Origin of the sequence: Faecalispora sporosphaeroides DSM 1294, assembly GCA_000383295.1 — a bacterium.
GTDB lineage: Bacteria > Bacillota > Clostridia > Oscillospirales > Acutalibacteraceae > Faecalispora > Faecalispora sporosphaeroides.
Genome location: KB911071.1, coordinates 30,068 through 43,244 on the forward strand (window position 1 = coordinate 30,068; position 13,177 = coordinate 43,244).

Here is a 13,177-nt window from a genome sequence, read left to right on the forward strand (position 1 = left end):
CCCGTTTCCAGCTTTTTTCAGAACAATCCGCCAGATTTTTGTTCTTTTTCGCTCTGGATGATTCAATGCTCTCTCAGCCGCCCGAAGCTCCGCTTCGGTTTGCGGCGTGAGGTTATTATAACATAAACCCCCATATTTTGCATTCCCCGTGTGGGAATTTTCTGCAGGAGAAAGGAGCAGCCGCATATGCTGACAAGCCAAAAAGGGAGCGTGTTGACCGTAGACATCCACGGTATGCGTTCAGACGACGCGAAGCGTCAGCTGGAGCGGCTGCTCTCCCGCGCCGGAAAAGACGTGCGCGAGATCGTGGTGATTCACGGGTACAGCCACGGGCAGGTGCTCAAAAACATGGTGCGCCTTGAGCTGAAGCACACGCGGATTCAAAGCAGGCTGCTCTCCCTGAATGAGGGGCAAACGCGGCTTTTGCTAAAAGAACGATAAAAAAAGCCCCGGGCTGTTTTACTGCCAGCCCAGGGCTTTTTAAATCGATCTCAGCGGCTTTCAAAAGAAGATCCCTGAGAGGAATCGGATGACCCTAGATTCTCCTCGTAAATGAACTCCACCAGTTTTTCATGATTTTTCTGAAAATTGACAACCAGGGAGGAGCCGACGCCCGGAATGCTCTGGTCGTCAAAGGTTCCGTCCACGGGAATTCGGTTCTGGCTGGTGGGGTAATTGAGATACGTCAGCGAGTTGGTAGCAAGCGACAAAATCTCGTTCTTGGTCATGTTGGTGGTCACAAGAGGAAGCACATCGTACAGAATTCCGTTGATTGTTCCCAGATCGGACGTTTTGAATTCATCGATAATCGCCTGCAGCACCTTGCGTTGGCGCAGCGTGCGCTCATAATCGTTGCCGATATCGCGGATACGCGAATAATAATGTGCCTGCCGCCCCGTCATATGCTGTAACCCGCCGGTCAGCCGTTTGGAGGAGGACTCGCCGGAATAGGTATTGATCAGCCTTGCTTCCGCGCTGGAGATTTCCACCGTAACGCCGCCCAGGCGGTCGATAATTTTATTGAAGGAATCGTTGCTGATCAGCACATAGCGGTCAATATCCACGCCAAAGCCGTTTTCAATGGTCTGCACCGTCAGCGCCGGGCCGCCGATCGAATACGCAACCGTCAGCTTGTTGGCCTGATGGCCGGGGATGGAAACGTACATGTCGCGCATAAAGGACGTCATTTTCAGCTTTTCGTGTCTGCGATCCAAAGAGACCATCAGCATGCTGTCGCTGCGGCCCTTGTCGTTTGCCTGGTAATCGTCCACACCCATCAGCAGCACGTTCAGGATTTTGTCGTCGTGATACAGCCCGTTGACAACATATTTGGAATTCCCCATGTTATCAAAAGAGGTCACTCCCGAATTGTCCGGCGTCGAGGACTGCACCGGGTCCGTTTCAAACTGTATGCGACCCAGCAGATGATCCGCGTAAACCAGCGTCCCGCCCACCGTAATTAAAACAAGGCTGACGACCAGAATCGCCACATTGAGGATCACCGCCCTTTTCCCTTTGCCTGAAGCGGGCCTGCGACCCTTCGTTGGCTCTTTCTTTTTCACAACATCATCCCTTCTTCGGCGCCTCGGTCAGAGCAAGCTTTTGTCTTCACCGCAGGCACTCCCCTATGTGTTATCTTGTTCTGTTTTATCCATTTTTATGTCCTGCATTCCTGCGGCAAATCGCCTTATTTTTTACACATTCGCAGGATCGGATTCCTCTGCCGGTAAGTCCTGTTCGTCCAGCGTCAGCTCGTAAGACGGCAGGAATTCCGTTAAAAAGCACTCCGCCTCCGGCAGGCCCATCGCCAGAATCGTCTCCCGCTGCGCCTGTTCGGCGCGGTGGAATTCGGCGTTGCCCATTCCGCGCTCCTCCACGCATTTGATCAAAGCAGAAATTTTGTCCGCTGCCTTCACCAATGGATAAAGCTCCTCGTCGCCCGGCCCGCTTTCACAAATCAGCGGCTCGTATGCCCCCCGAAGATCCTCCGGCAGCAAAGCCAGAAGGCGCCGCTGTGCCATCTCCTCCACCCGGCGGTACGCCTGCCGGATTTCAGGGTTATCGTATTTCACCGGCGTCGGCAAATCGCCCGTTAAAATCTCGGTAACATCGTGGAACATGGCCAGTACCGCGGCCCGCTCGGGATTCACGCTGCCGCCGAAGCGGGTATTGCGCAAAAGTGCCAGCGCGTGAGCGATCACCGCAACATCGAGACTGTGCTCGCAGATATTCTCGCTTCTGGTGTTGCGCATCAGGCCCCATCGGTTAATGTATTTCATCCGCGAAAGCATCGCATAAAAATGATACATTTCCATTCCTCCCGGCCGCTTATGTGACAATTTTCGGCTCAAAGCAACTACGACAGTTATTATAACAGAGAAAATCGCAGGATACAACAAATCGAAATTATTTTACAATTGGCATGATTTCCTCTTCATTCAGGGGAATTCCTATGTTATAATAACCTCACGCCACAAGCCGAAGCAGAGCTTCGGGTGGCTGAGAGAACATTGAAACAGAATAAGCCACATTAAAAGGCGGTCCTGCCGCCATGAATTAAACCATTTATTTTGCATTCTGTTATCATCTCCTCACGCTGCAAACCAGCCTGAACGGCTGCTTAATTTTCTCACCGCAAATTCATTTCTATCAGGTACCTTCTGCAGATGAACTCTGTTATACTTTATATCTGTTGTCTTCCTGACCTTAAACGACCCCGTTAGCCGCGGCGTTTGGGCTCCCTGCCGGCACAAATTGAAAGAGACGAAAGCGCCGCTTTCGCGGAATCTTCCGCGGGCCGCCCGCCGCGTTCGGCTGCCGGTTTGCGTACTGTTCCACAGGTTGACTCTCCGGCGGACAGGCAGACGCTTATTTTCTGCGCAAAGGAGTGAACGGTTTTGAATCTGCTTTCCAGAACGATGGAAAACAAGAACGTACTCTTGAAAGCATTCTTGTATAGTCTGGGTCTTGCCACGCTGATTTTTCTTCCCTTTCAGCTGGTAGACAGCGGCTATTTTTTATTTTACGGCGATTTTAATGTTCAGCAGGTTCCTTTCTACCGCATGTGCCACGACGCGATCCGCAGCGGCAGCTGGCGGTGGAGCTGGACGACCGATTTGGGCGCCAATTTCATCGGCTCCTACTCCTTTTATCTGCTGGGCAGCCCGTTTTTCTGGCTGACTCTCCCGTTCCCCAGCAACGCCGTTCCCTACCTGATGGGCCCCCTGCTGGTTTTAAAATTTGCCTGCTCCGGCTGCGCCGGCTGCCTGTATCTCAAACGCTATGTCCGCGACCCCGAATTTGCCGTGGCCGGCGGGATGCTGTACGCGTTTTCCGGCTTTTCCGTCTATAACATCTTTTTCAATCATTTTCACGAAGCGATCATCGTATTCCCTCTGCTGCTGTGGGCGATGGATGAATATATGTACCACCGCCGGCGCGGTATCTTCGCGGTGACGGTGTTCGCGAGCTGCTTTGTCAATTACTACTTTTTTGTGGGACAGGTCGTTTTCTGCATCCTGTACTGGCTGGTGCGGGCGTTCTGCGGCAGCTGGAGAATCACGGTAAAGGATTTTCTGCTCCTGCTTGCCGAATCCGTGCTGGGCGTCGCGCTCTCCGGCGCGCTGCTGGTGCCGACCATCCTGACGGTGATCCAGAACCCCCGCGTCGACAATCCGCCGGACGGCTGGGGCGCGCTTTTGTACGGCTGGAACCAGCGCTATATGCACATTCTGCAGTCGTTCTTTTTCCCGCCGGACATCCCGGCCCGGCCGAACTTCACCCCGAACTCCGAGGCAAAATGGGCGTCCCTTGGGGCGTGGTTGCCGCTGTTCAGCATGACGGGCGTCTTCGCTTTTCTGCAGAACCGCCGCCGTCACTGGCTGAAAAAGCTGCTCGGCATTCTGTTTTTGATGGCCATGGTGCCGATTCTGAATTCCGCGTTTCAGCTGTTCAACGCCTCGTATTACGCGCGGTGGTTCTATATGCTGGTGCTCATGATGTGCCTTGCCACCCTGATTTCTCTGGAGCGCGAAAGCAGCGACTGGCGCAGGGCCGTGCGCTGGGTGCTGGGCATCACACTCGGCATCGCACTGCCGATCGGTCTGATGCCGCAGTCGAAAACCAGCAACGGTACCACCACCCGCACCATCGGGCTCGAGGAATATCCCACCCGCTTTTGGGCCTACGTGGCCCTGGCTCTGCTCAGCCTGCTCGCGCTGTGCATCGTGATGAAATATTGGAAGCGCGACAAGAAAATCTTTCAGCGCCGGATGTTTGCCGGAATTGCCGCGATTTCCTTTCTATACTCCATCTACTTTATCTCCCTGGGCAAAACCCAGTCGGAGGATGTGCGCAGACAGCTGATTCCCTATGCGCTCAACGGCGGCGCGGATGTCTCCCTGCCCGATCTGCAGAACGTGCGCTCCGATTTTTACCACGCGATGGACAATCAGGCCATGTACTGGCAGATCCCAAGTATTCAGGCGTTTCACAGCATTGTGCCCGGCTCGATTATGGAGTTTTATCCCACCATCGGCGTCACGCGTGACGTCGGCTCGCGGCCGGACACCAAAACGTACGGGCTGCGCGCGCTGACCTCCTGCCGCTGGCTGTTCGACTATGCGGGGGACGACAACTATTTCGGCGGCGAAAACCGGCAAAACCCCGAAATGCCGGGCTGGCACTATTACGGCACCCAGAACGGCTTTGATGTTTGGGAAAATGAATACTATATTCCCATGGGCTTTTCCTATGATTCTTACGTGACTCAGGAGCAGTACGATGAAGCCTCCGAAGGGGACCGCGACCAGATTCTGTTGCACGCTCTGGTGCTTTCCGACCAACAGATTCAAACGTACGGCTCCCTGCTGACGCCCCTCGATCCCGCGGATCTGGACTTTACTCACAACGCGTATTACGAGGCGTGCCTGGAACGGCGGGCCAGCGCGGGAACTGGCTTCTCTCACGACAGCACTGGGTTTTCCCTGCATTATTCGGCGGAGCGTGAGCGGCTGGTCTTTTTCAGCGTTCCGTATGAATCCGGCTGGAGCGCAACCGTAAACGGGCAGACGGTTCCGGTGGAAAAGGTGAGCGTCGGCTTCATGGCCGTGAAGGTTCCCGCCGGGGAATCGGACATCCGCTTTGAATACCGCACCCCGGGCCTTGGCGAGGGGATCGCCCTGTCCGGCGCGGCGGCGGTTCTTCTGGTGCTGTACCACCGCCTGACCCTGCGCATGGACAACCGCCTGCAGAAAAACCGCAAGCGCCGCATTTTCCGGATCAAATCTTCAGGAAACGGAACCGCGGAGGAGGAATTGTAATGTCTATTGTCTATTTTGTGATTCCCTGCTACAACGAGGAGCAGGTGCTGCCCGAAACCGTCAAGCGCCTGACCGTAAAGCTCGGCAGCATGATCGAAAGCGGAATCGCGTCGCCCGAAAGCCGCATGCTGTTTGTGGACGACGGCAGCCGCGACAAAACCTGGGAGCTGATCGAGGGCTACCACCGCGAAAATCCGCTGGTGGGCGGGGTCAAGCTGGCGCATAACCGGGGCCACCAAAACGCGCTTCTGGCCGGGCTGATGACCGCGCGAAAATACGCAGACTGCGCCATCAGTCTGGACGCCGACCTGCAGGACGACATTGAGGTGCTCGACCAGTTCGTGCGCCAGTTTCAGGACGGCTGCGACGTGGTGTACGGCGTGCGCAGCAAGCGCGAAACCGATACCTTTTTCAAGCGCAGCACCGCTCTGGCCTTTTACCGGGTCATGAAAATGCTGGGCGTCGACCTCGTCTACAACCACGCCGATTACCGCCTGATGAGCCGCCGGGCGCTGGACGCGCTGGCGGACTACCGCGAAACAAATCTGTTCCTGCGCGGCATTGTGCCGCTCATCGGCTTTCGCAGCGGCACTGTAACGTATGAACGGCACGAGCGCTTTGCGGGCGAATCCAAATATCCGCTCAAAAAAATGATCTCCTTCGCGCTCGACGGCATCACCTCGTTCAGCGTCAAGCCCCTTAAAATCATCGCGAATCTGGGGGTGCTGGTCTCCGTTCTGAGCATTCTCGGCCTGCTGTACGCCCTCATCTCTTACTTTACCGGCAACGCCGTGGCGGGCTGGACGGCCATTGTTTGCTCCATCTGGCTGCTCGGCGGCATTCAGCTGCTCTGCATCGGCGTTTTGGGCGGCTATATCGGGAAAATTTACAATGAGGTCAAGGACAGACCCCGCTACTTAATCGAAGAAGAGCTCCGCTGAGCTCACTGTGCTGCGCAGAATCGCCGCGCGCCGAAAAACGCGCGGCCGTCGAGAGTTCCGCCAGGCGAAAAGAAAACGCGACAAACAAAAGAAAGCCTGCCAATAAGTTATGGGGCGGCTCTTTGCGGAGCCAACGCAGAAAACAATTTATGCTTGTATGACCTTTTCGGCAACTTTGAGCTCGGTCCAATCTTGGGCCGGGCTTTTTTGTGCCGAACAGCGGCCGCTTTGCGAATGGAACGGTACCCATCTGCGCAAATTATAGGCAGATGCGTTCGCACTGTAAAGCAGCCGGGCTTTCCCACAGAGCCGAGCGCACAGTTTGCCGCTCTGCGCGGCGAAAGGAAGGAACTGCATGCTCAAACAGCTGTACACCCTGCTCGGCAAATACCGGCGGGACGCTCTTTTGGCTCCGTTTCTGATTCTCGGGGAAGTGCTGATGGAGCTTTTCATCCCCTATGCAATGGCCGGCCTGATCGATCAGGGCGTGCTGGGCGGCGGCGGAATTTCTTATACCGTAAAAATGGGCGGGCTGATGCTTTTGATGGCGCTGGCGGCGCTGGTCTTCGGCGCGCTGGCCGGGCGCCTTGCCTCCCGGGCCTGTACCGGGCTGGCTGCAAACCTTCGCACCGCCCTGTTCGACAGGGTAATGGCTTTCTCCTTCTCCAACGTCGATCATTTTTCCTCCGCGTCGCTGATCACCCGCCTGACCTCCGACGTGACCAACGTGCAGAACGCGTTTTTGATGATTCTGCGTATGGGCCTGCGGGCGCCGATTCTGCTGGTGGGCGCGGCCTTCCTGGCGGTGCTCCTCAGCCGCAGGCTTTCTCTGATTTTTCTCGCCGCCGTACCCATCCTGGCTGCCGCAATCGTCTATATGATGAAAAACGGGTACCCGCGCTTTCAGCAGATGCTGCGCCGCGTAGACGCCATGAACGCCTCCGTTCAAGAAAACCTGACCGGCATCCGGGTTGTCAAGGCCTGTGTGCGTGAGGAATACGAGACCGAAAAATTTACTGAAGGCGCGGAGGCCCTGCGCAAAGCTCAATTTTTCGCCGAGCGCCTGGTTCTGCTGACCCTGCCCATTTTACAGCTGACGATTTCGGGCTGTATTGTGGCCGTGGTGTGGTTCGGCGGCAATCTGGTGGTTGCAGGCGGGCTGGAGCTCGGGCAGCTTTCCGCCTTTTTGAGCTATGTCTCCCAGATTTTGATGTCGCTGATGTTCCTGTCGATGATCTTCCTGCTGTGCGTGTTGTCCCGCGCGTCCGTCACACGGATTCAGGAGGTGCTCGCCGAGGCGCCCTCCATTCAGGACATCCCTGCACCGTCGCCAGAGCTGACCGACGGCTCCATCGAGTTTGTGGACGCGTCTTTCTCGTACGGCGGGCCGGGTGACAACCTGACGCTGGAGCACATCAGCCTTTCCATCCGCCCGGGCGAGATAATCGGCATCATCGGCGGCACCGGCTCGGCAAAATCCACTCTGGTGCAGCTGATTCCCCGTCTGTATGAGCTGTCGGGCGGCCGGCTGCTGGTAGGGGGCCGCCCGGTGCAGGAGTATTCCCTCGACGCGCTGCGCAAAGGCATTTCGATGGTATTGCAGAAAAACACCCTCTTCTCCGGCACCATCCGGGAAAATTTGCTGTGGGGGAACCCGAACGCCACACAGCAGGAGCTGGAGAACGCCTGCCGGGCCGCGCAGGCCAAAGAATTCATCGACGCCCTGCCGAATGGCCTTGAAACCCGCGTGGAGCAGGGCGGCGCCAACTTCTCCGGCGGGCAGAAGCAGCGGCTGTGCATCGCACGCGCCCTGCTCAGCCGCCCGAAAATCATGATTCTTGACGACTCCACCAGCGCGGTGGACACCGCCACCGACGCCCGAATCCGCGAGGGCCTGCGCAGGGAGCTTCACGGTGCGACCGTACTGCTCATCGCCCAGCGCATCAGCTCCCTGCGCGACGCAGACCGCATCATCGTCATGGACAGCGGAACGATCAGCGGGGTCGGCACCCATGAGGAGCTGCTCGACGGCAATCCAATTTACCGCGAGATTGTCGAATCCCAGCAGAAGGGAGGAATGCCGATATGAGCGCGGCAGAAAAAAATCCCGAAGAAAAAAACGATTCCCCTGCGGAAAAGAAAAATACCGGCAAAACCATCCGGCGCATTTTGGGCTATCTGCGCCCCTACCGGGCCCATCTCGCGGTTGTAACAGCCGCCATCCTCGTCAGCTCAGGCGCACAAATTGCCGGCAGCGCCCTGCTGAAAACCATTATCGACGACTGCCTGACCCCGTTGGTTCGGCAGTACGACGGCGCGCTGATGCACAAATTTCTGCGTTTGACGTTTGCCATGCTCGCGCTGTTCGTGGCAAGCGCGCTTGGGTCGTATCTGTACAGCTACCTGATGCTCAAAATTTCCACCACAACGCTCTACAAAATCCGCACAGAACTGTTTGCAAAAATGGAGCACCTCCCCCTGCGCTATTTCGATTCCAAATCGAACGGTGAGCTGATGAGCCGCTTTACCAACGACACCGACACACTGCGCGATATGATCAACAGCAGTGTGACCAGCTTTCTTTCGTCCCTTCTCACCGTTACTGGAATTTTTGTGCTCATGCTCTGGTACAGCTGGCAGCTGACGCTTCTTACCGTCCTCCTGCTGGCGGTGATGGTGAACGTCATCCGCGTGATTGGCGGAAGGAGCGGGGACGCCTTTCAAAAGCAGCAGGCCGCGCTCGGCTCTCTCAACGGCTATATTGAAGAAATGATCGAGGGGCAGCGCGTCGTCAAGGTATTCCGTCATGAGCAGGCCGCGCGCGAAGAATTCCGGCGCATCAACGAAGCCCTGCGCGAATCCGCCGACCGGGCCAACACATTTGCCAATATTCTGCTGCCCATCATGACCAATCTGGCCAGTCTGCAATACGCTCTCACCGCTGTTCTGGGCTGCATACTGGCTATCGGCAATATTCTCACGCTCGGCACCGTGGTGCTGTTTTTGCAGTTCACCCGCAGCTTCTCCTCCCCGCTGACGCAGATGTCGCAGCAGCTTAGCTCGGTGCTCAACGCGCTGGCCGGGGCCGAGCGCATCTTTGCGCTGATCGATGAACCGCCGGAAATCGACGAAGGCCGCGTCACGCTGACGCATGCGGAGCAGAACGCCGACGGCACCCTGTGCGAAAGCAAAGAGCACGGCAGCCTGTGGGCCTGGAAGATTCCCGCCCCCCATGCGGGCGCTTCTCTGCGCAGGCTGGAGGGCCGGGTAGAGCTTGAACACGTGGTGTTCGGCTACGACCCGGAAAAGCCCGTGCTCAGCGATCTTTCGCTGTGTGCGAACCCCGGGGAAAAATTCGCGTTTGTCGGCTCCACCGGAGCGGGAAAAACCACGATCACAAACCTGATCAACCGCTTTTATGAGGTGCAGCAGGGCAGCATCCGTTTCGACGGCATTGAAATCGGCAGCATCAAAAAGGATGACCTGCGCCGCTCCCTCGCTCTGGTGCTGCAGGACACCCATCTGTTCACCGGCACGGTGATGGAAAACATCCGCTACGGCAGACTGAACGCGACCGACGACGAGGTCGTCGCCGCCGCAACACTTTCAAATGCCGATTCGTTCATCCGGCATCTTCCGCAGGGGTACCACACTGTGCTGACCGCCGACGGGGCCAACCTGTCGCAGGGGCAGCGACAGCTGCTGGCAATTGCCCGGGCCGCCGTGGCAGACCCGCCCGTGCTGATTCTGGATGAAGCGACCTCTTCCATCGACACGCGCACCGAGGTGCTGATTGAACAGGGAATGAACCGCCTGATGCAGGGCCGCACCGTGCTTGTGATTGCCCACCGCCTTTCCACCGTGCGCGGTGCGGACCGCATTCTCGTTTTGGAGCACGGCCGCATGGTAGAGCAGGGCACCCATGAGGAGCTTTTGTCCCTGCACGGCAGATATGACCAGCTGTACCGCGGCATATCCGAGCTCTCATAAGCAGACAGAGCTCTTTCCCAAAAGGGAAAGAGCTCTGTCTTTTTTAATTCACGTACCTGTTTTGCGAAGCTCCTGCGCACGCAGCTCCCGCTCCATATCGGCTACCGGCAGTCCCGTCGCATCCTCTACCGGTACCGCGATCGAGATGCCGTGCGCCTCGGTGCAGAACCCGCAGCTCTCACAAATGGCCCGCATAATGCCCTGCTTTCTATCCCGTAGGGTCAAAATCAGAACGATCTCTTTTTCCGGATGAATCGAGAACCCGAGGATTTTCTCCGCCTCGTGCATTCCCGCTCCGCGCGCTAACACAATGGTTCCTCCGGTGGCGCCGCCCAGTTTCGCCGCTTTCATTACCTGTTCCGAATACCCACGACTTACAATGGTAATGATCAGATTATACTGGCTCGCAGCAATCACAGGAATCCCCCTTTCCTTTTTGAAACTCGCCCGTCATAAGCGACAGGGTTTTTGATCCGCCTACACTGGAAATCGGGATTGTAAATGCAACGCCGCTGCCCGCTTTATCCAGCTGCATCTCATGCTGCAGCTTTTTCATCAGTTCCGGAACCTTCTCCGCCGGAGCGGAGCTGAGCACAATATCCTTTTCCGTTTCGCCGATTCCAAGATAATTCAGCAGTTCTGAGCTGGCTGTGCCATGTCCCAGAAAGATATAGTTGAAATTCAGATGTTCGGAATTGAGAAGCTTTGATACCTTTTCCCCTTGATGGCGGTTTACAATCGCAACGATCAAAGAAAGCTTTTTCGACAAGGCTGTGTCCAACATCCTTTCGTCCTCCCTTAACCCCGTCAGGGTTCTCTGTCAAAGCCGTATCCCGCAATGGGGCAGGCCTGCTTCGTGCATGTTACCCGCGGGGAAAACATCCCCCGCGGCTCCGTCGTTACATTATATAGAATTTGCCGTCTTTCGTCAATCCCTAGTCCGTTTTTCCAGCAAGTAAAAAATCAATTCCGGCGGAGTTGGGGCGAAATACGATTCCGGTGACTCCTTTTCCGCAGGCGTAATAGCTGTTCTTATAATAAATCGGGTAAAAAACCGCGTGAGCGCTCAGGTAATTTTCCGCCTGAAGATACGAAGAAAGCGCGGCGGCGCCGCCGGACTGCTCCGCTGCGAGCAGCAAACGGTCAAACTCCGGGCTGGCAAGGCGCGACGGATTCTGCGGACTGTCGGATCGGAACACGGAGAGCATCTTGCCGTCCTTCTCCGGGTAAATCCCGGTGAGCGCAATCTGGTATTCTCCCGAATCCACCGCCTTCCGGAGCTCGCTTTCCGCCATAGGCTGCATGCTGAAATACTGGCCTGTCAGGCGGTTCCACGCCACGAGCATTTCGTTTACCATCAGCTTACTCTGCTCGGTGTCCGGGCACAGTACCGTAACGTGAGAAAACTCCGGGTGCCCAAGCTCTTTCAGGCCGGCCTGCACCAATGTGCCGCCCTGCGTGCCCTCCTTCAGGTATCCCGCCGCCGTGCCCGCCTGCTGCCGGTAATTCCGGCCCATCAGCATGGCCTGCGGGCCAATGATATATTCCGCCTGCGCCGCCTTTTCGGGCAGGTGCTCCAAAAGCTTCTGCCGCGGCAGCGCCCGCACCAGGCCCTGCCGGATCTTTTCGTTCTGCATCAGCGGGTCCTGGGTGTTGAACGCCAGCCCCCAGGTGATATCCTGGAACGAGGTGATCGGCAGACCCAGCTCCTGCGCCTTCGCCACCTGCTGCTCCGGCAGAGCGATCGCGTCTACCGCCGAGGTGGTAAGCGCCTTGATCGGGTCGGCGACGTCCACATCCGAACCGCTCATGAAAAAAATCAGAGCGGCCGGCAGCACGGCCTGTGCGCCGCGGTACGTGTCGGAGCGGGTCAGCTTGATCTGCTTGCCGTGATCCCAGCTGTACTTGTTCCCCAAAACAAACGGTCCGTTGCTTAAAATGGATTTGTATTCCAGGCCGTATTTGCCCTGCGTCTGCTGAAAGAATGCTTCATTGCAGGGCATGAATACGCCCTCAGCGGTCAGCGACGGAAAATCCGCATACGCGTACTCCAGCTCCACCACCAGTGTTGTATCGTTTTCAGCCCGCACACCCAGCTGGTCGGTCGGCAGGGAGCCGGCGCTGACCTTGCGGGCATTCTTCACCACATACAGCGGGCGGCAGGCCTCCGATTTGGTCTGCGGGGCCAGCGCACGGCGAAACGCAAACACAAAATCCGCCGCCGTTACCGGCTGACCGTCGGACCACACAGCGTTTTCGCGCAGCCGAAAGGTAAACACGGTGGCCGCATCATTCGCACTCCAGCTCTCCGCTACGCCGGGAACCGCTTTTCCGTTTTGGTCGAGCCGGGTCAGGCCCTCGTAAAGGGCGCCGATGGCCAGAATTGCGGAAGAATCGGTAGCCACCTGCGGGTCGAGCGTTTGTGGCTCCTGATCAACGTAGTATTTTATTATTTTGTCCGCGGCCTCGTTCTTTTGCTGCCCGCAGGACGGAAACACCAGCAGCATGCACGCGACGAGGAGCGCAGAAAGCATCCTTCTCAACTTTATCACCTATTCGTATTCTTATCATAGTATGTCAATTTAAAAGGTTAAATATCTGCTTTTTTCCCGCGCCTTCGGCAGGAAAAAGAAAACACCTGTGTTTCTTTCTTTTCCATTCAATTCTAGCATGTTTCACGGGCGTTTGCAACGCGCCGGGAGGCCCGGAAAACGCGAAAAAAGCAGCAAGGCATTGAATTTGCTTTGCTGCTTTTCCGCAGCGCCCGAAATGGGGCCGCCGTTTTGTTTGGAAGGAAGAGAGTTTATAAGAACCTCACGCCGTGAGCGGCAGCATAGCTGCCGACGGCTGAGAGAGCCTTGAAACTCGAAGCAGAAGATGTCTACCGCTTGAAGAGGAAACATTTGGCACTCTCTAATTCTCGTT

The 13,177-nt window shown here is 56.7% G+C and carries 10 protein-coding genes; 5 read left to right on the top strand and 5 right to left on the bottom strand.

The window, feature by feature from the left end:
- Positions 1–186 precede the first annotated feature (186 nt).
- Positions 187–441, top strand: a complete 255-nt coding sequence (locus G340_RS0111020) for a Smr/MutS family protein (RefSeq protein ID WP_020073714.1) — start codon at positions 187–189, stop codon at positions 439–441.
- A 50-nt stretch (positions 442–491) separates the two neighbouring features.
- Here the strand turns inward: G340_RS0111020 and G340_RS0111025 are convergent, their stop codons facing one another.
- A complete protein-coding gene (locus G340_RS0111025; RefSeq protein ID WP_020073715.1) occupies positions 492–1,562 on the bottom strand; it encodes an LCP family protein in 1,071 nt (356 codons plus the stop codon).
- Positions 1,563–1,694: 132 nt separating this feature from the next.
- Positions 1,695–2,309, bottom strand: coding sequence for a 5'-deoxynucleotidase (yfbR, locus tag G340_RS0111030; protein WP_020073716.1), 615 nt, complete (start codon positions 2,307–2,309; stop codon positions 1,695–1,697).
- Between the two features lie 642 nt (positions 2,310–2,951).
- Between yfbR and G340_RS0111040 the strand changes: the two genes are divergently transcribed.
- The 4 genes from G340_RS0111040 (at position 2,952) to G340_RS0111055 (ending at position 10,252) form a co-directional block, all read left to right on the top strand.
- Entirely contained in the window at positions 2,952–5,321 is a 2,370-nt protein-coding gene (locus G340_RS0111040) for a YfhO family protein (RefSeq protein WP_326522384.1), read from the top strand.
- Positions 5,321–6,262: a glycosyltransferase family 2 protein gene (locus G340_RS0111045; protein WP_020073719.1), complete on the top strand. Its 942-nt coding sequence runs from the start codon at positions 5,321–5,323 to the stop codon at positions 6,260–6,262. Before G340_RS0111040 ends, G340_RS0111045 begins: the two co-directional genes overlap by 1 nt.
- A gap of 355 nt (positions 6,263–6,617) precedes the next feature.
- Positions 6,618–8,351, top strand: a complete 1,734-nt coding sequence (locus G340_RS0111050; RefSeq protein WP_020073720.1) for an ABC transporter ATP-binding protein — start codon at positions 6,618–6,620, stop codon at positions 8,349–8,351.
- On the top strand, positions 8,348–10,252 hold the full coding sequence (locus tag G340_RS0111055) for an ABC transporter ATP-binding protein (protein ID WP_020073721.1): 1,905 nt from the start codon (positions 8,348–8,350) through the stop codon (positions 10,250–10,252). Before G340_RS0111050 ends, G340_RS0111055 begins: the two co-directional genes overlap by 4 nt.
- 48 nt (positions 10,253–10,300) lie before the next feature.
- Here G340_RS0111055 and G340_RS0111060 read toward each other — a convergent pair whose 3' ends face one another.
- The 3 genes from G340_RS0111060 to G340_RS0111070 all read right to left on the bottom strand — a co-directional run bounded on the left by G340_RS0111060 (position 10,301) and on the right by G340_RS0111070 (position 12,804).
- Positions 10,301–10,669 (bottom strand): hypothetical protein, encoded by a 369-nt coding sequence (locus tag G340_RS0111060; protein WP_020073722.1) that lies wholly within the window; start codon positions 10,667–10,669, stop codon positions 10,301–10,303.
- Complete coding sequence (locus G340_RS0111065; RefSeq protein WP_020073723.1) at positions 10,647–11,036, bottom strand: hypothetical protein; 390 nt, start codon at positions 11,034–11,036, stop codon at positions 10,647–10,649. The genes G340_RS0111060 and G340_RS0111065 overlap by 23 nt, the downstream gene beginning before the upstream one ends.
- Positions 11,037–11,187: 151 nt before the next feature.
- Positions 11,188–12,804, bottom strand: coding sequence for a peptide ABC transporter substrate-binding protein (locus tag G340_RS0111070; protein ID WP_326522385.1), 1,617 nt, complete (start codon positions 12,802–12,804; stop codon positions 11,188–11,190).
- Positions 12,805–13,177 lie beyond the last annotated feature (373 nt).

Coding starts and splice junctions, on each gene's coding strand:
- G340_RS0111020 (WP_020073714.1), top strand. CDS start 187: ATGCTGACAAGCCAAAAAGGGAGCGTGTTGACCGTAGACATCCACGGT.
- yfbR (WP_020073716.1), bottom strand. CDS start 2,309: ATGTATCATTTTTATGCGATGCTTTCGCGGATGAAATACATTAACCGA.
- G340_RS0111045 (WP_020073719.1), top strand. CDS start 5,321: ATGTCTATTGTCTATTTTGTGATTCCCTGCTACAACGAGGAGCAGGTG.
- G340_RS0111050 (WP_020073720.1), top strand. CDS start 6,618: ATGCTCAAACAGCTGTACACCCTGCTCGGCAAATACCGGCGGGACGCT.
- G340_RS0111055 (WP_020073721.1), top strand. CDS start 8,348: ATGAGCGCGGCAGAAAAAAATCCCGAAGAAAAAAACGATTCCCCTGCG.
- G340_RS0111065 (WP_020073723.1), bottom strand. CDS start 11,036: ATGTTGGACACAGCCTTGTCGAAAAAGCTTTCTTTGATCGTTGCGATT.